The sequence below is a fragment of the Spiroplasma endosymbiont of Aspidapion aeneum genome, assembly GCF_964031045.1.
In the GTDB taxonomy this organism is placed as follows: Bacteria; Bacillota_I; Bacilli_A; order Mycoplasmatales; family Mycoplasmataceae.
In genome coordinates this window covers 1020486-1038896 of sequence record NZ_OZ034994.1, presented here as the reverse complement: position 1 = coordinate 1038896, position 18411 = coordinate 1020486, and the positions used below count along the sequence as shown (strand labels likewise).

General features: G+C 27.1%; 12 protein-coding genes. All 12 read left to right on the top strand.

What is annotated here, in order from left to right; all coding sequences use genetic code 4:
- Nucleotides 1-116 precede the first annotated feature (116 nt).
- The 12 genes from AAHM97_RS04475 to tkt all read left to right on the top strand — a co-directional run bounded on the left by AAHM97_RS04475 (nucleotide 117) and on the right by tkt (nucleotide 18134).
- Complete coding sequence (locus AAHM97_RS04475; protein WP_342268746.1) at nucleotides 117-1670, top strand: ABC transporter ATP-binding protein; 1554 nt, start codon at nucleotides 117-119, stop codon at nucleotides 1668-1670.
- Nucleotide 1671: 1 nt separating this feature from the next.
- Entirely contained in the window at nucleotides 1672-3786 is a 2115-nt protein-coding gene (locus AAHM97_RS04470) for an ABC transporter permease subunit (protein WP_342268745.1), read from the top strand.
- A complete protein-coding gene (locus AAHM97_RS04465) occupies nucleotides 3761-4672 on the top strand; it encodes an ABC transporter permease (RefSeq protein ID WP_342268744.1) in 912 nt (303 codons plus the stop codon). The genes AAHM97_RS04470 and AAHM97_RS04465 overlap by 26 nt, the downstream gene beginning before the upstream one ends.
- Before the next feature lie 3 nt (nucleotides 4673-4675).
- Complete coding sequence (locus AAHM97_RS04460) at nucleotides 4676-6103, top strand: BMP family ABC transporter substrate-binding protein (RefSeq protein WP_342268743.1); 1428 nt, start codon at nucleotides 4676-4678, stop codon at nucleotides 6101-6103.
- Between the two features lie 1980 nt (nucleotides 6104-8083).
- Entirely contained in the window at nucleotides 8084-9025 is a 942-nt protein-coding gene (locus AAHM97_RS04455; RefSeq protein WP_342268742.1) for a bifunctional oligoribonuclease/PAP phosphatase NrnA, read from the top strand.
- Between the two features lie 12 nt (nucleotides 9026-9037).
- Nucleotides 9038-10570: a hypothetical protein gene (locus AAHM97_RS04450; protein WP_342268741.1), complete on the top strand. Its 1533-nt coding sequence runs from the start codon at nucleotides 9038-9040 to the stop codon at nucleotides 10568-10570.
- 381 nt (nucleotides 10571-10951) lie between these two features.
- Entirely contained in the window at nucleotides 10952-11917 is a 966-nt protein-coding gene (locus tag AAHM97_RS04445) for a bifunctional oligoribonuclease/PAP phosphatase NrnA (RefSeq protein ID WP_342268740.1), read from the top strand.
- Between the two features lie 96 nt (nucleotides 11918-12013).
- Nucleotides 12014-13423 carry a hypothetical protein gene (locus tag AAHM97_RS04440; RefSeq protein ID WP_342268739.1) on the top strand — a complete coding sequence of 470 codons (1410 nt, stop codon included), beginning with the start codon at nucleotides 12014-12016 and terminating at the stop codon, nucleotides 13421-13423.
- Between the two features lie 141 nt (nucleotides 13424-13564).
- Nucleotides 13565-14020 carry a 50S ribosomal protein L13 gene (gene rplM / locus AAHM97_RS04435; RefSeq protein ID WP_342268738.1) on the top strand — a complete coding sequence of 152 codons (456 nt, stop codon included), beginning with the start codon at nucleotides 13565-13567 and terminating at the stop codon, nucleotides 14018-14020.
- Nucleotides 14020-14421 (top strand): 30S ribosomal protein S9, encoded by a 402-nt coding sequence (rpsI, locus tag AAHM97_RS04430; RefSeq protein ID WP_342268737.1) that lies wholly within the window; start codon nucleotides 14020-14022, stop codon nucleotides 14419-14421. Before rplM ends, rpsI begins: the two co-directional genes overlap by 1 nt.
- Before the next feature lie 130 nt (nucleotides 14422-14551).
- Nucleotides 14552-16156 carry a hypothetical protein gene (locus AAHM97_RS04425; protein ID WP_342268736.1) on the top strand — a complete coding sequence of 535 codons (1605 nt, stop codon included), beginning with the start codon at nucleotides 14552-14554 and terminating at the stop codon, nucleotides 16154-16156.
- A gap of 13 nt (nucleotides 16157-16169) precedes the next feature.
- Nucleotides 16170-18134: a transketolase gene (gene tkt / locus AAHM97_RS04420; protein ID WP_342268735.1), complete on the top strand. Its 1965-nt coding sequence runs from the start codon at nucleotides 16170-16172 to the stop codon at nucleotides 18132-18134.
- Nucleotides 18135-18411 lie beyond the last annotated feature (277 nt).

The window sequence follows — 18411 nt, the reverse complement described above, 5'->3', positions numbered from 1 at the left end:
TTGTTCTATATTAATAATTAAAAAATTATTTTTTAATTGTGAAATTTTCTACATATAAAAAAAATAATTATGATTTGATTACTCGTTTATGGTATAAACAAATGAGAAAGGATTATATGAAAGAAAATAATATTTACGCAGTCGAAATGCAAGACATTAACATGATCTTTAATAAAAAGATAATTGCTAATAAAAATATTAATCTTAAGGTTAAAAAAGGGGAAATTCATGCAATTATCGGAGAAAATGGAGCTGGAAAATCTACATTAATGTCAATATTATTTGGTATATATCAGCCAACAAAGGGTAAAATTTTTATCAATGGAAAAGAAGAGATTATAAATAATCCAGTAAAAGCAAACCACCTGAAGATTGGAATGGTTCATCAACATTTTCAAATAATTGATATCTATCGTCTATGAGAAAACATTGCTTTGGGTTATAAAACTAAGGGCTTTTTACTTAATAAGCGAGAGATTGAAGAAAAAATTAATATAATAATGAATAAATATAATCTTAATATTGATATAAATAAGCTTGCAAAAAAAGCAAGTGTAGGAGATCTACAAAAAACAGAAATTTTAAAATTGCTTTTTAGAGATAATGAAATTTTGGTTTTTGATGAACCTAGTGCAGTTCTAACATTGGAGGAAATTGAAGGATTGTTACAAGTTATGAAGAATCTAAAAAAAGATGGTAAAACTATAATTCTTATAACGCACAAGATGAATGAAATTAAAGAGGTTGCAGATACAGCGACAGTAATTAGAAGAGGGGAAGTGGTTGGTCATTATGATGTAAAAACTACCTCGGTAGAAACCTTATCACAAGCAATGGTAGGGAGAGAAATTGTTGAAGTACGGAACTCTGAAAAATCAGATAACAAAAAGGTTGTACTTGATATAAGGAATTTAGTAGTCTCTAAATTTGATAATCAAAAAGTGGTTGGTCTAAAAGATTTTAACATGAAATTGCACGCTGGTGAAATTGTAGGAATAGCTGGAGTAGAAGGAAATGGTCAGCAAGAGCTGGTGAATAGTATTTGCGGGCTACAAAGAATTAAGAGCGGGGATATTGCTGCACTAACCAAAAAACAAGAGCTGGTATCTATCAAACATGCCTCAATAGAAAAAAGGTACAAAAAATTTGGTATGTCTTTTGTTCCGTTGGATAGACAAAAACATGGTCTTGTTTTAAATTTTAATATTATAAACAATATAATATTACAAGATATTGACAATAAAAGATTTTCTAATTTTTTCGGATTTCTTAAATTTTCTAACATAGTATCATATGGTCAAAAAATAGTTAATAAATATGATATTAGAAATGCAGAATTAGGATTTGCAACAACAAGTACTTTGTCTGGTGGCAATCAGCAAAAAATAATTATCGGTAGAGAGATATCGAGAAAAGGAAACTTTATTGTTATTTTTCAACCCACAAGGGGTGTTGATATAGGTTCAATTGAATTTATTCACCAACAAATAATTGATGCAAAAAAACAAGGAAAAGCTATATTATTGGTAAGTTTTGAGTTATCAGAAATTATAAGTTTATCAGATAGGGTTATTGTCCTAAATTCTGGGAATATAGTTGGAGAATTAGAAAAAAATAAATTGTCATTTAAGGAAATAGGAAATCTTATGGTTTCCCAGAAGGAAAATTAATATGAATATTAAATCTAAAATGTGAATTACTAAACACAAACTAAAAGGATACATAACATCGGAGTACGGCAAAACAAAATTAAGATTTGTAAAAGCGTCAGTATTGGCATTAATTTTAGGTTTTTTTGCAAGTGCATTAATTGTAGTATTCACAGGTTATAATGGTTTTTCTTTTATAATAAATTCATTTAGAATGGGATTGAAGAGAAAGTCAGTTCTTGGTCAATCCAATCTTACTATGTCACTTGAATGAATGTGCATATTTGCTATGCTAGGACTTGGACTTTCCTTAGGGTTCAAAGTAAAATTATTTAATATGGGTGGTTCGGGACAAGCCCTACTTGGTTTTATGTTTACTTTAAAATATTTAAGTTCAGTGGCCGATCATAAAGGTGTGGCTATTACAGATTTAAATAAACATTATATTATAATTGTATTTATTTTATTTATCTTAGCTGGTATATTATTCTCTTTAACTATTGGTTCCTTAAAGATATTCTTCAATATTCACGAGGTTGCTTCATCAATAATGTTGAACTGGATTGCATATTATCTTTTAAGATGGTCTGCTGCAAATGGTAGAATAGCAACAGATGCTGTTAATACCTCGTGGCTGATGGTAGGCCATAATGGTTGAATTCTCCCACTTGCAATTGTGCTGGTTGTTTTTGCAATAACATTTATTGTTATCACATTTACAAAGTGAGGATATAAATTCAAAGTTATTGGGTCTTCACTTGAAGTTGCAAGATATGCGGGTATAAAAAATAATATCTATATTTTAGTGGTTACCGCAATACAAGGTGTAATAATGTCTATAGGTTGTCTATTTTATTACTTTTGTTATGCTCAAAATCAAGAATTTTCATCAGGCCAAATGTTGACACTTGGTTTTGATGCGATATCTGTATCACTAATTTCATTCAATAATATATTTGGAATTTTATTTATCTCATTTATATGAGGAGTTTTAAAGGTAGGATCAGATTCAGCAACACGATTGCCTATTTATAATGGGATCAATTCTAATATTTCAACCTTAATTTTTGGCGCAATTACATTTTGTGCAGCGATCTATATAATTTTTTATAATTTTGACATAATAAATACAATTAAACATAAACTATATATTTGAAGGGATAAAGATATTTCTGAGTTTATTAAATATCAAAAAAATGAAATTAAATCAAATAAGATTAGTATCAAAAATATTAGAAAATCTCCTGAAATAGCTGCTGAAATTGAAACGTTAAAAAAAATTCAAGAAGATTTTAAAAAGCTTGGAATAGATAAGAAAACCAATAATAATATTGAGAAAAATATAGAATACGAAAATTTAAGAATTGAGATTGATGAATTTTTAAAAAAATTATCGGAAAAAATTTCCAACCAAAAGCACATTTTTCAAAAACAAATACACGAAATCAAAAATGAAACTAACGATTTTATTGAAAATAGAAAACAAATTTATTATCAAAAAAGCATAATTGGATTGAAGAAGAAATTTTATAATTTATTATCAAAAAGGAAATTTGAAGTAATAGATGCAATTAATCTTTTATCGGCCAATTATAGTGAATATGTTCAAGATGCTAAACGTGTTATTAAAGCAAATGACATATTGTTAAAAAAAATTAATTCAGATATTTTGAAAATTGATAAAACTAGTGAGGAAAAGGCAAATATAATTTTACAAAAATATGAAGATAAAGGTATTAAAACTATTGACCAATTAATATCAATGTCGCCCGCGGTTATTGAAGAATTTATAAAGTCAGATCTTAAATATGAAAGATATGAAATTGTAAATTACCCAATACAAAATGCAAACCTAGCAAAGAATTATTCAGATTTTAAAGTTCAATATCAATTAAGTAAAAAAGATTTTTCATTATTGGTGGAAAATTATATTAATGATTACAAGCAATATAAGAATAAATTATTATCTGTATTTAAAATAAATTGAAACGAAGCTAAAGATTATGTTTCAAAATTAAATAAAGAATATAGAGAAAGAATAAGAGAAGCTTCTAATAAACTATTGGTTCAAATAGAACTACGTGAAAAACAAATGGAGGTATGTGATAATTATGGATCTTTCAACATCAATAATTAGAGATTTATTAATGTATTTTACTATATTTTCAATTTGTGCAGTCGCGGGAATGTTTTCTGAGAGGTCTGGTATCATAAACATGGGACTTGACGGATATATGGTTATTGGGGCCTTGATTTATTCTATTTATGGTTCGAAATTTAATCATTCGACATTCGGACAAATCACAGGTATATTTGTAGCACTAATATTTGTAGGAATATTTTCCTTGCTACACTCTTTTGCTACAATTAAATTAAATTGCGATCATATTATTGCTGGGATAGCAATAAATATTTTTGGAGAAGCTATAGGTCTTTTTGTTGCAACTTTACCAAAATTTCAAGGTACATTTATTGCTTCAAAATATAAGCCTTTCTACTTAGATTCTCAAAATGTAATATCATTGTATTTATTTATTTCGATAATTGTATCGTGTGCTGTAGGATTATACTTTACATTTACAAAAGTCGGAAGAAAGCATATAGCAGCAGGAGAAAATCCAAATGCATTAGATGTTGTTGGTGTTAGCGTAAATAAATATAGATTTATTGCTGTGACAATATCTTCAATGATGGCGGGTTTTGCCGGTATTGCTTATTGTATATTAAAAGGTTCAGGATCATACTTTGGTTCTGTTAATGGATATGGTTATATTGCATTAGCGATAATGGTGGCTGGACAATGAAGAACAATATATTGTCTCTTGTTTAGTGCGATATTTAGTGCAACATTTGCAATTGTACCATTCCTAACATCATATCAAGCATTTAGTGGTCTAAAAAACTATGAGGAATTACTAAATGCAATTCCATTTGCTATATCATTGATGGTTATGGTTTTTGTTTCAAAAAAATCCTCTCCACCAAAAGCATCTGGACAACCATTCATAAAAATAAGGAGATAAACAATGAAAAAAATACTATCATTATTAAGCGTAGTAGGATTAACATCAAGCTTCTCATCATCTTTAATTTCATGTTCAGATGATGCAGAAAGTGGTGCAGATGTATATGTAATTACAGATTCTGGAAAAGTAACAGATAAATCATTTGATCAATCGGTATTTGAAGGTGCAAATGAATTTGAATCAATTGTAACAAAAAAGAAAGATACTAAAGTGCCCTACTCTGAGCCAAAGGAATCAACAACAGCATCTCTATCAAATGTATATTCAGATGTAGTTTCAAATTCAAACCCAAAAGTAGCTGTTCTAAGCGGTTATATCCACGGTGCAAAAGATGGGGGAAATAATTCTTATGAACCACTATTCAAAAAATCAGGAATAACTGGTGTCAACTTAGATTTTGCCAGTGCAGGCAGTGCAAGTATGGGAATTAGATTTTACAAGGATAGTTCTGGTTTTTATGCTGGAATGGCCTCAATAATTTATTCTATATTAAATAATAATGTAACTGATAAAACACTTACACTTGGTTCATATGGTGGAATAATTGGGGATGGTTCGCAATTTAGTGTAGCAAACTACATTGTTGGATATTATTCAGCTGTATCATTCTGAAATAAAATGCAGGCAGCAGAACAAAAAAATACACCAGATGAAGACTCTCCTTACAAAAAATTTGCAGATTCAGTAATAGATAAATTTGGCGGGAATGTAGAAACATGATTGAAAACTAATACTTATAAAGTTAAAATAGCACAAAAAAATGATATGGAGTCTGCGCAAGATAGCGAATGAGCATCTGGTAGTTTTGCTTCAGGTGGAGGAAATGATATAACAACAAAATTAATACATGAGGGTGCAAATGTGATATTGCCAGTTGCTGGACCACAAATAACAGATACTATTGAAACCATAAAAAAACTAAAATCAGAAGCTTATGTTTGTGGTGTTGATGTTGACATGTCCAAAACTCAAAATTTTAACAAATTTATAACTTCTGCAACTGTACCTCTAAAAGAAGGAACTCTTGCGGGAGTATATCATGCTGAATCATTAGTTGATAAATATGGAAAAAATAAAGATATTCAAAAATCAATTAAGGACTCTGGAATTAAGTTTAATGATGATTATGGTAACACAATAAAAGCAGATGAGGATGTTACATCAGTTAATACCTGAGATGGAAAAAATGTTTGAATGACTGGCGATGTTTCTGTTAAGGGTGACAGTAAACAAGAATCTGATATTGATAATAAATGAACATCTGATAATAATAAAAATCTTTTAGATATTTTTTCAACAAGTAACCTGGCAAATGCAGGTTCTAAATATAAATCTTATGTTGAAACTGGTAAAGAATCATATCAATTATTAAGTAAGGGATTTTTTGATACCTATGCAGATTATATAGCAAACTATACCAATAAATAATTTTTTATAATTTATAATAAATATAAGCATACTTGCTTATATTTTTTTTATCATCTTTTAAAAAGATATATAATTATTATTTCAAGTAAGTGTATTAAATAAATTTTAATACTTATTTTCATAATGAAAATTAAATTGTTTATTAGTTATTCTTTTGCAATATTTTTGATATTGAAAATAAATATAATAAGTATGTAGATAAAAAAATTCTTTCATAGCGGTAGGTCTTTATCCTATTTCTGGTAATGAAGTGAACCATTTTAATATTATAATTACCTTATCTACTTGTTGTAAATACAACATTATATTATTAAATGATAAGCTTAGAATTATTTTAATAATTATATCATTGATTTATCATTTAATCCATTAATATATTATTCGTGAGGATCATATTTATTATTGTAAATTGTACCTTTCCTTAATAATTAGTCAAAAAATCTCGATAATAACATTAGCATAGCAATTGTATATTTTCCCTTGCGATATAGATATATTTGCTTCCAAGCATGATTTTCTGTATTAAAGGTTTGTATATTGAATTTCATGATCTGAGTGAATTATAATTTTACTTAGATAATTTTTAATTGCTTTTATTTTTTAATTTTATCAGTTAAATTCTCGAAAAACTAATTTAGTATTAATTTTAAAACTTATTTTGTAATCAATATTTTCTTTTGTGATATCAATCATTATTAATAAACTGACTAATTTACCTTATAAATAATATAATAAATATCTGTATAGATACCATATAGTAGTTTAATAAACTTGCTGTATTTTTATTTATAAGTTAAAGATAAACAAAACGCTAAATTTTATCATTAGTCTGTATTGCTGTTTAAATTGAATTTTTCTCATTTATTCATTCATTATTTCTTTTTTTGCGGTTTTAGTAATTTTTTTATCATCAAGTTTAATCTCATATTTTGATACTAATTTTTTTGATTTTTGTATAGCTATAGTTTTCTAGGTTAATGAAAAATAAAATTTATTAATTTTTGCGTTTTAAAATTTTTATTTTCTTTTCAAACAATATTTAGATATCAATAAAATGTTGTTAAAGACATATGAATCGTTAGCCAAATGTTTTGTGCTTATATCTTTTGTAATTTCGTTTCATAAAGTACGCATTTTCTTTCTTTATCCGATTCCAAAATCATCAAACTTTTTTAAGATTTCATATCTTTCTTTATAATTGTTATTAACGCGAGAGTATAAATTTGAGCAAAATCTTTTATTTGACTTTTAAATACAATTTTAATTGCTGTTTGTTATATACTATAATCATTAAATAATTATTGGTAAATTGAACCATCGATATAGTTTAATCATATATAAATATCATTTTTTGTATATTTGTTTGATTTGTTATTTTTTTTAGATTCTATTTTGTTATCCCAGTTCTTATTACATTTCAAATTTATTTAAAATATAATAGTTATAATAAAGGATACTAAGATTCATTACCAGAAATAGGGTTTGTTCTGAGTCTAAGTTATTTTTCCCCTAATTATTTATTATTTTCATAATAATTAAAAATGTGGTTATAAACAATATTTTATTCACTATAAGTTGTATAATAAAATAAGATTAAATAAAATAAATTTTATTTAATCGGTTATATTTATTATATTTTTTTTTAAAATTTCTAGGCATTATAAATAAATTAGTATTATTAAAATAAATTGCTAAAAAATTAATTGTTGCAAGATATTTTAATTTCATGGCATAAATTATAAAACATTATATTTGTATATTTAATTTGATAGATTATTCATTATATTTTAATTATGTTGTTATTGATTTATAAGCTATATTTAATTCAGAGATTTTTTAGATTTAGATTTTTCATATATACATAATAAATAGTGAAGAAGCACAAATTAATTATTAAAATTAATTGTGTTTTTTTTTGAAAATGAATAAATTTATATAATAATTTTAATTGATTACATAAATATATAAAGGAAAACAAATATGAAAAAAGAAATATCATTAATAAAAGATATCTTATCAGAGATTATAAACTTTGAGAAAATTATTTGTATAAGACACATAAACCCAGATGGAGATGCATTCGGATCACAAAATGGACTTAAAAAGATAATTAATTATAATTGACCAAATAAAAAGGTATATGCTTGTGGTACAAATGTGGATTTTTTTAGATCATTAGGACAGATGGATCAGTTAAAAGAGGAAGATTTTATTGATGCACTGGTAATTATAACTGACACAGGTTCTATTCCAAGAATTGATTCAGCAAATTGAAAACAAGCAAAAAAAGTAATTAAGATTGATCATCATCCAAATGAAAATAAATACGGTGATATTCAATGAGTCGATAGCTCGTTTACAAGTGCTAGTGAAATGATAGGATATTTTGCTTTAAAGTGTAATTTGAAAATAAATAGTGACATTGCACAAACTATATTATTTGGTATAACTACAGACACAAATCGATTTATTTCTAAAAATGTTTCTTCGAGAACGTTTGATGTTTGTAGTTTTTTAATGACACCAAAATGAAATATTATTGATTTATATAATAGAGTTTATACAAAGAAATTAACATTCCTTCAAGCACAGGCTGAAGTTATTCAGAATTCTAAAGTTGAAAATAAAGTGGGAGCTATATTTTTAACAAAAAATATTATTAATAAATATAATATTCCATATGATCAAAATGATATATTTGTTAATCTCTTTCAAGGAATTGAGGAGGTTGAAATATCCGTATCCTTTTCTGCAAATATAGATGAAACATATCGTGTGGAATTTAGAAGTAATAAAACTCCATTAAAATCTATTGCTGAAAAATATGGAGGTGGTGGGCATCCGTTAATAGCCGGAGCTACAATTAATAGTTTAGATATTGCAGAAAGTATTATCAAAGATTTAAAATCAATAGTAAAATAGAAAGAGGAGTTTATGGAAAAAGATAGTAAAAATGAAAAGAAATTAGTTTCTATTCTAAAAATGTATCCAGTTGCTATTTTAGCTTTAATTGACGCTATTATGGTTTTAATACCTACTTATTTAGAAAATTATATTCCAAATATATATGGGAATATAAATATGACTCCCGGGCAGTACTCTGAGGGTTTAGCTTTTTATGGTATATTTAGTATAGTGGCAAACTTTGTGGGAGCATATCTAGGCGGGAAATATAAAGGAAGAAAATTGATATTGATCAGCTTATTGATGCAAATTGGAATCGCTGTTTGATATGGGTCCCTAATATTTCAATACACAGTACCGCCAGATGATCCAAATTATGGAAAAAATATTTTGCCACAATGAATTGGTATATTATTTTTGTATTCAATTGCAATTAGTGGACTAATCTGAGGTCCGCTATGAAGAATAATTAAAAATTATGGAACCGAAAACTTATCTGGTAAAGAAAAAGAAAAAAGAGTTGGCTTTAATAATGGTGTTGCTGGGACATATGAAGGAATATTTGGATTAATAATTGGTTCAATTGGCGCTCTGTTATACGCTCTCACAAACTCTGGAAAAATACCAAACCTAATTTTATTTGGTAATAATGTTAGTGTTGGTTTCTTAGTTTTAATTGCAATGACTCTATTTCTCACAATCGGTTCAACAATACTAACCTGGCTCTTTATCAAACCAATTGAAGACCAAGGACAAAATGGTTTTAGTTTAAAAAATTTAGCTCAAGTTATTAAGGGTTGAAAAATATGATGTATGGGAATGATAATAATAGGAGTTTTTATGCTTCAAATGGAATTATCTGCTTACATGAATTATTTATCAAATATATTTTTAATAACACCAGCATTGGTAATTGCTTTTGGATTAATTCGAACTTATGTTATGCGATTTTTATTAGCTGGATATGTCGGAAGGAAATCAGATAAAGCTCATTCATATATTTTTATTTTAATTGTTGGTTTATTTATTGGAATTATATTAATATGTATTGCAATAATTTTACCAGGATTTGGGGGAGATAAAACAGTTGATTCGTTAGATCCAACCAAAAGAATAATTCTCCAAATTTGTGCTGTTGCAAATTTGGTAGTTCTTGGTTCTTTGACATGAGTATTAGTAACTATTAGATGAACACCAATTGGAACAGAGTTGGGAATAACTAATGATAATTATGCAACAGCTATAGCATTTCTTTCTGCAATGGGATTTTCACCAGGATTGTATTACAAATTTATAAAAGCCTATATCGAGGACCATCATAAAACATTAAAAATACCCTCTAATAATCAAAGTGGATATATACTTGTTGTTGATAAAACTGGAAATCAATTAATATTACTTACCTGCGCGTGTATAGCATTTGCTGGATTTATAGCGGGACTTATATTATATATTGGTTTATACAGAAATAGCGACAACTTTAAATTTAGAATCGGAAAAAGAAAATCAAAAACCATTGGTAGTGATAATTTAGATGAAAAACTCTCAGAGTCTAGTAATTAATGAATTAATTATATTGATGTTTAATTTTTAAAAAAGTTCTTTATCTAATAAACAATATTATAGAAAAAAAATAACAATTATTAAATAGGAAAGGATTTAAATTCCTTTTCCTATTTTTAATTTATAGCTTGTAACGATAATTCAGAAGTATTTTATATAATGTATTATGTTGATAATAGAAATGATAATAACATAATTTCTAAGTAAATTTGAATTCTTTTTTTTACCGGTGTTAAACTTAATACTATACTCTTTCTCATTAATTAATATTCAATCTATATATTATCAATTACTTTTTAATTAAGTTCATTTTGTTGTATAATACTCTTGTAATATATAATGATTCTAGTATTTATTTAATAAAATGAAAGGGTTTTTATAATGGATAATAAAAGAAAAATTATTATTAAAAAAATAATAGATGAGATCAAAAAGGAACAAAATATAATCATTTTAAGACACATTTTGCCTGACGGAGATGCTTATGGGTTTCAATTTGGACTTAAAAGATTAATAAATTTGAATTGGCCAGAAAAAAATGTTAAAATAATTGGTAAACCAAATCCTAAATTAAGTTATATTGGAAATAAATTTGATAATATAACTGATGAAGAATTTAAAAACAGTTTGGTAATTGTGGGAGATGCCGCTAACACAGCAAGAATTGATGATTCAAGGTGAAATATTGGAAAGAAAGTAATTAAAATAGACCATCATCCAGATAGAGAGCCTTACGGTGATATAAGTCTTGTTTGTGATGATTATTGTGCAGTTTCAGAAATATTGGGAGATATTATTATGGATAATAATTTAAATATTGATAGTGAAATTGCGAGAATTTTATATCATGGTATTGTTACAGACTCACTGCGTTTTTTAGTACGATATCCAAAAGCAAGAACATTTAAAATTGCAGCTTTTTTGTTAGAACAAGGATTTAATTTGCAAGAATTATATAAAAATACATATACAAAATCTAAGTCTGAATTGAAACTAATTTCATATGTTTATGACAATTATGAAACCACAAAACACGGTGTAACATATTTAAGATTAGATAAAAATATGCTAGAAAAATTAAATGTTGACGCTGACTTTGCAGCATATAATAATGTATCCTTACTTTCAGATATCGAGGGTACAAAAATTTGGGCCTTTTTTTGTGAATATGCAGATAAACAAGCAATAAGAGTAGAATTAAGATCAATGGATATTGTAATAAATAAGGTGGCATATGCACATGGAGGAGGAGGCCACAATACATCAGCAGGTGCAATGGTTAAAACATGAGAAGAGGTTCAAGTAATAATTAATGAATTAGATCTCATTGCTAAGAGTGCCTCTTAATTGTGTATTAAAATATTATTTTAGATTTTATTAATTTTTAACTATATTTTTATTGCCAAGATTCATAAAATCATATAAATTTATGGTATAATAAATATGATGAAGAAAATTATTGCAATTCTTAGCTCATTGTTCGTTATTGCTTCTAGCGTTGGCACTGATATTTCGTGTAGTAAGTCAACAACATATAAAGCAATTTTTGTTATGTCTGGTAATCAAAAAATGGAGGATAATTCCTTTAATCAATCAATTTATGAGGGTGTTTCCTCATATATAAAAAATATTTTAGGTGAAAACAAGTCGTTTAAACCGTTATATGGTGAAGCAAAAGAAGGGGATTACGATAGCTTTAGCTCGATTTATAAAAAAATTTATAAAGACAAGGATATAAAAACAGTAGTTTTGAATGGGTATTCTCATAATACAACAGGGAAAGAAGATTATGCAAAATTGGCTGATGATAATAAAAAATCAACAGTTATTGTTGATGCTGAAGGACAAGGAAAATCCACTATAGGGATTGAATTTAGAGCGGATATGTCAGGTTTTTATGCTGGAATGGCATCTATAATTTGGTCAATTCTAAACAATAATTACTCAACATCTAAGGATGGAAAAAATATATTAACACTTGCAACATACGGCGGACTTTTAGAAGGAACTCAAGCAAGCGTTGTTAATTATATGGAAGGTTTTTATTCTGCTGTATACTGATGAAGAGAAGCACAAAGAAGACATATTAAAGGCGATTCAGAAGTTTTTCAGAAAATATTGAATAACTTTGATATCCCTGAGCATAAGATAAATTCTTGGATAGAAAATAACTCAACCATTCAAAGAGTGCAACAATCTGACCCAACAAGTATGAACCTAAACACGTATCAATCTGGTTCTTTCACAATTGGTAAGGGTGTAGACATTATTCAAAGATTCATACAAAATAAAGCTAATGTTATTATGCCTGTTGCTGGCCGCCAAACAAACGATCTTTTATTGGTAATAAAAAACCAATATAGCACCTCAAATGTTAAAGCTGTAGGAGTAGATTTTGACAATTCAAAATTATATTCATCATATGATAAGTATTTAATAACATCAGCAGAAAAATCACTAGATATTGGGACAGAAGTTGCAATGTCACACACGGACGATTATTTTGATAGAGACAATATACAAAAGAATACCATTAATCTTTTAAATAAACCAGAAAATAATAATATATTATTTTCTTTAGCCTCTGATCAAGAAAATTTAATTGATATTAGCAAAAAAAGTGAATGAAAATCATGAGAAGGAGATAATGTTATTGTATCTGGTGATATAGCACACGGGGATAAAATGTCGATAAATGATGATTTTTATAAAAAATTGCTCTCAGTTTTTCCTATAAAAGATGTTATTAAGGCCTCATATAGCTATTTTGATGAATCAAAAACCAAAGATTATGAATATTTATTGTCAGAAAGTTTTTTAACTGATCAAGCAATTAAAATTATGGGAAAGTAATCTTTATTTTTATCAATATTATAGCAAAAAAGCGGAAAATATTATGAATTTACAATATAATTTAATGTATAATATAAATGCTTAATCAATAGTCACAGTAAAAATCTATTGTCAAGAAAAAATACAAAAGAAAGGTTATTTATGAATCAAACAACACTTATAAAAACGGCGGATATAAATAAAAAGTGGTATTTAATTGATGCAAAAGATCTTGTTTTAGGTCGTTTAAGTTCTGAAATTGCAATAATTTTAAGAGGAAAAACTAAATCCGATTTTACTCCACATATAAATAATGGAGACCGTGTTATTGTAATCAATGCTGATAAAATTTATTTATCTGGTAAAAAAGAAATTGATAAAACATATTATCATCATTCTGGTTATCCAGGTGGATTAAAAAAGAGAAAAGTTAACACTCAAAGAGAATTATTCCCTGAAAGAATAATTGAAAGAGCTGTAAGACTAATGTTGCCAAAAACAAAGGTGGGAGCAAATCAATTTAGATCTTTATATGTATATAAAGGGTCTGATCATCCACACCAAGCACAAAATCCAATTATATGGGAACCAAAATATGTAAAGGGAGTTAACAAATAATGTTAGATTCAGATAAAGTAAGTTATAGAGGAACTGGAAGACGAAAATCTTCAGTTGCTCAAGTTGTATTAAAACCCGGAAAAGGTGTAATAACAGTTAATTCTAAACCTGCTTTAGATTTTTTTCCATATAAAACTCTTGTTCAAGACCTTGAACAACCATTAATAGCGACTGGAACAAGACAAGACTTCGATGTTATTGTTAAAGTTAAGGGTGGTGGTTTTTCTGGACAGTCTGGAGCAACAAGACTTGGTATTGCAAAGGCACTTTTGGTTGCTAGTGAGGATTATAAATCTGAACTTAGATCCAACGGATTACTAACTAGAGATGCGAGAATAAAAGAACGTAAAAAATATGGTCTATATGGAGCAAGACGTGCACCACAATTTTCAAAACGTTAATTTTTACTCATAATTATAATCACATAAAACTATTATTCTTATTTATATGAAATAATAGTTTTTTTTATTTTTGATAAAAATATACAATATATTATTATGCATTAATATAGAATTAAATTAGGAAAATAATATGCTTGACACAAAAGATTTAAAGATTTTACATTATATAAATAAAAATCGTGAGTGAAATGATGTTGCCTCTCTATCGGGACAAATAGGATTTACAAGAGGTGATTTTTACTATCATATTAATCATATTAATGTTTTTTTAAAACAAAATGGGTATGAGGAAGTTGATTTTTCTTCAAAAAATAAAAAAATTGATTATAAAAGTCTAAAAAAAGCTTGAACAGATTATTTTAAAACATCTAAGGGGTATGCACTAACCTCATCAGAGAGATTGTGGTTTTTAATAATTCTCTTTACAATAGAAAAAAAACTTACATTAAAAGACATGGCATTTTTTTTCTCAAAATCTGTTAATAATGCATTTATTGATGTAAATAACTGTATTCATGAGATAATATTTAATTATCATAACCACTATAATGTTGGAATAGAGAATAGAGGAAGAGGGTATGTTTTAACCGGTGAACAAAATGAATTTTTTCGATTACTTTATTACTCATGTTATCAAATTGTTAATACCGAGTGTAGCGGTGTAGTAATACCAATATTTTTAAAACTTATTGATAACTATTGTAAAAACGATTCAGATAAGAGTCTTTTAGATAATCATATTGAAATTGATAGAATAATAAAAAGAAAATTTTTGGATGAAAATATGTCTAAGGATAATTTAACTGTTATTTCACTATTTATAACAATTCTGCTTAATAATATTGAAAAATACAATCTAAATTCATTTAAGTTTAATAGAACAAATGAATTTATCGGATTATTTAAGGGTCTACCGTGTTATAGTATTTCATCTAAGACAATAGATGAAATAAAAAATGTTTTAAAACATGATATTGAAGAAGAAGAAAGTCTTAAAGTAGTTTTAGCCACATTTTTATTTCCAGAAAATATAGATTTTTTGTTTTCACAGAATGAAAACAAATTAACTTCTATTTGAATGAAAATAAAAGATAAATTAATGGAAAGAAAATATATATTACGAAATTTTATAGAAGGTTATAATTTTTTTAGTTATCTACTGTCGTTAAAATTTAATGTTACCAATGATTTTGAATTTCAGCATGAGAGTAAATTTGCAACAGAGAAAGACTATGTCATATTTATGGATTTTTTATGTAAGAATCGTGACATTGTAGAAATTTTTAGAAATTTTATTCATAGAGAATTAACCGAATGTGAAGAAGAAAATATAATGTATTTAATATATTGTAATATCTCAAATATTTATGTTGAGCAAATTAGAAGCGCTAAAAACATAACCATTATTAGCGATATGGATGAAGAATTTATTGAAGGATATGTAAGTTACATCTTAGAAATATACAAGCACGCGAAGATAACAAATGTAATCTCTTTAGAAGATTATACATTAGATAATGAAAAGTATAAAAATGATTTAATATTATCAGATTACTCTGAAAAACTATTATCAGTTCCATTTTTATACATACCCTATAAGAAGAAAAATGTTAAAATAAAGAAAACAATTATTAAAAAGGAGGTAATGTCTATATTGGAGGATAATTCATTCTCAAATAATATAAAATCAGATAAAATAACTGAATTATTAATGATTATTGATGATAATAGATAAACGGAGAGACAAAATGAGTACAAAAGATAATATTAATGCAATTAGATTTTTAGGTGCTGCTGCTATAAATAAAGCAAACTCTGGACACCCGGGTATCGTATTGGGTGCAGCACCAATTGCCTATACGCTGTATTCTAAATTTTTAAATGCTGACCCAACTTTTACAAAATGAGTTAATAGAGACAGGTTTGTATTAAGCGCTGGCCATGGTAGTGCATTGTTGTATTCTATCCTACATTTGTATGGGTATGGAATGACAATTCAAGATCTTAAAAATTTTAGACAGTTAGAGAGTGTGACACCGGGACACCCAGAATATGGATTAACATATGGTGTAGAAGCAACAACTGGTCCACTAGGTCAAGGAGTCGCAATGGGTGTTGGAATGGCAATAGCTGAATGTCATTTAGGAAGCATATACAATAAACCAGATATTAAATTAATAGATCATTATACATATGTGTTATGTGGTGATGGAGATTTACAAGAAGGTGTTTGTCAAGAGGCGATTGCTTTTGCTGGAAGAAATAAATTAAATAAGATGATTTTAATCCATGATTCTAATGATATTCAATTAGACTCTGAGGTAAAATGTTCAACAGTTACAGACTATCAAAAATTATTTTCTGCATATTCTTGAAACACCATTTTAGTTAAAGATGGTGAAAATGTTGAAGAAATAGAAAAGGCAATTGCAACCGCTAAAAAATCAAAAAAACCAACATATATAGAGGTTAAAACAATAATCGGATTCGGAGCTCCAAAACAAGGAACCTGTGCTGTTCACGGAGAGCCTCTAAGGGATGATTTAACTAAAGCGAAAGAAAAACTTGGATGAAAATACAATGATTTTGAAATTCCAGAATTTATTTATAATGATTTTATTAAAGTTAAAGAAAAAAATATCCATAACCGAGAATTGTGGGATATTCAACTAGCAAAATATGAAAAAAAATATCCAGAACTAGCTAAAAAGTTAATGATGTCAATAAAATCTGAATATGATATTAATTTTAAAGATTTTGATGAATTAGCGCCTATAAAACCAGAAGCAACAAGAACCAGTTCTGGAAAAATATTTTCTAAACTATCAGAATTAAATTCTCAAATTATTGGAGGAAGTGCTGACTTGAGCGTTTCCACTAAAATAAAGGGGGCTGACGGACAATTTAGTTTAGAAACACCACAAGGTAGAAACATTATGTATGGTGTAAGAGAATTTGGGATGGGTGCTATAAATAATGGAATTGCATTACACGGGGGCTTGCTACCTACAGCGTCCGGATTCTTTATATTTTCAGATTATTTAAAACCATCAATTAGATTAGCGGCCCTAATGGGGTTGCATGTTTTATATGTATTTACTCATGATTCAATTGCTGTAGGTGAGGATGGTCCAACCCATCAACCAGTAGAACAATTAGCGATGATTAGAAGTATACCAAATATTTTATTATTTAGACCCTGTGATTTTTATGAAACATTATCATCATATTCGATAGCGTTAAAGGAATCACAAAAGCCATCAGTTATACTTGCAACTAGACAAGATTTAGAACAAATTTGCACCGCTGAAAATACATTGGTTAATGTAAATAATGGTGGATATGTTTTAAAAGAAGAAAAAAATGCGAAGATCACAATAATAGCAACCGGAAGTGAAGTTTCATTAGCAATAAAGACAAAAGATATTCTAGATAAAAAAGGATATTTAACAAGAATTGTTTCTATGCCTTGTACACAACTATTTGATGCTAAAACAAGAGAGTACCGCGAACAAGTTCTAAATTTAAACACATTTATAGTGAGTTTAGAAATGGGAACTACTTTTGGCTGAGACAAATATACAAACGGAGGCTTGTCTATTGGGGTGGATAGATTTGGATTATCAGCACCAGCTGCTGACATATTTAAAGCTCTTGGCTTCTTCCCAGAAGCTATAGCTGAAAAAATATTAAGTAGAGTAAAGAATAACTAAAAAATAATAATTAATTTATGTATATGTAATAATTAATTAATATTACTATTTACACAAATTTATGATAAAAAAATTTATTTTTCTATTTTATTTAGAATAGATACAAAATAAGGTAAGTCAAGTATACTAAATTACACGCAGCCCCCTTATTTTTTATTATGATTTTTTAATAAATTTATAAATATAAAATTTTAAAAAGTATATAAATTTTATATGTGTGTATAAATATTTGTTAATGGATTTTAGATGATATAGTTTGTCTAACGTATTCTTTAGA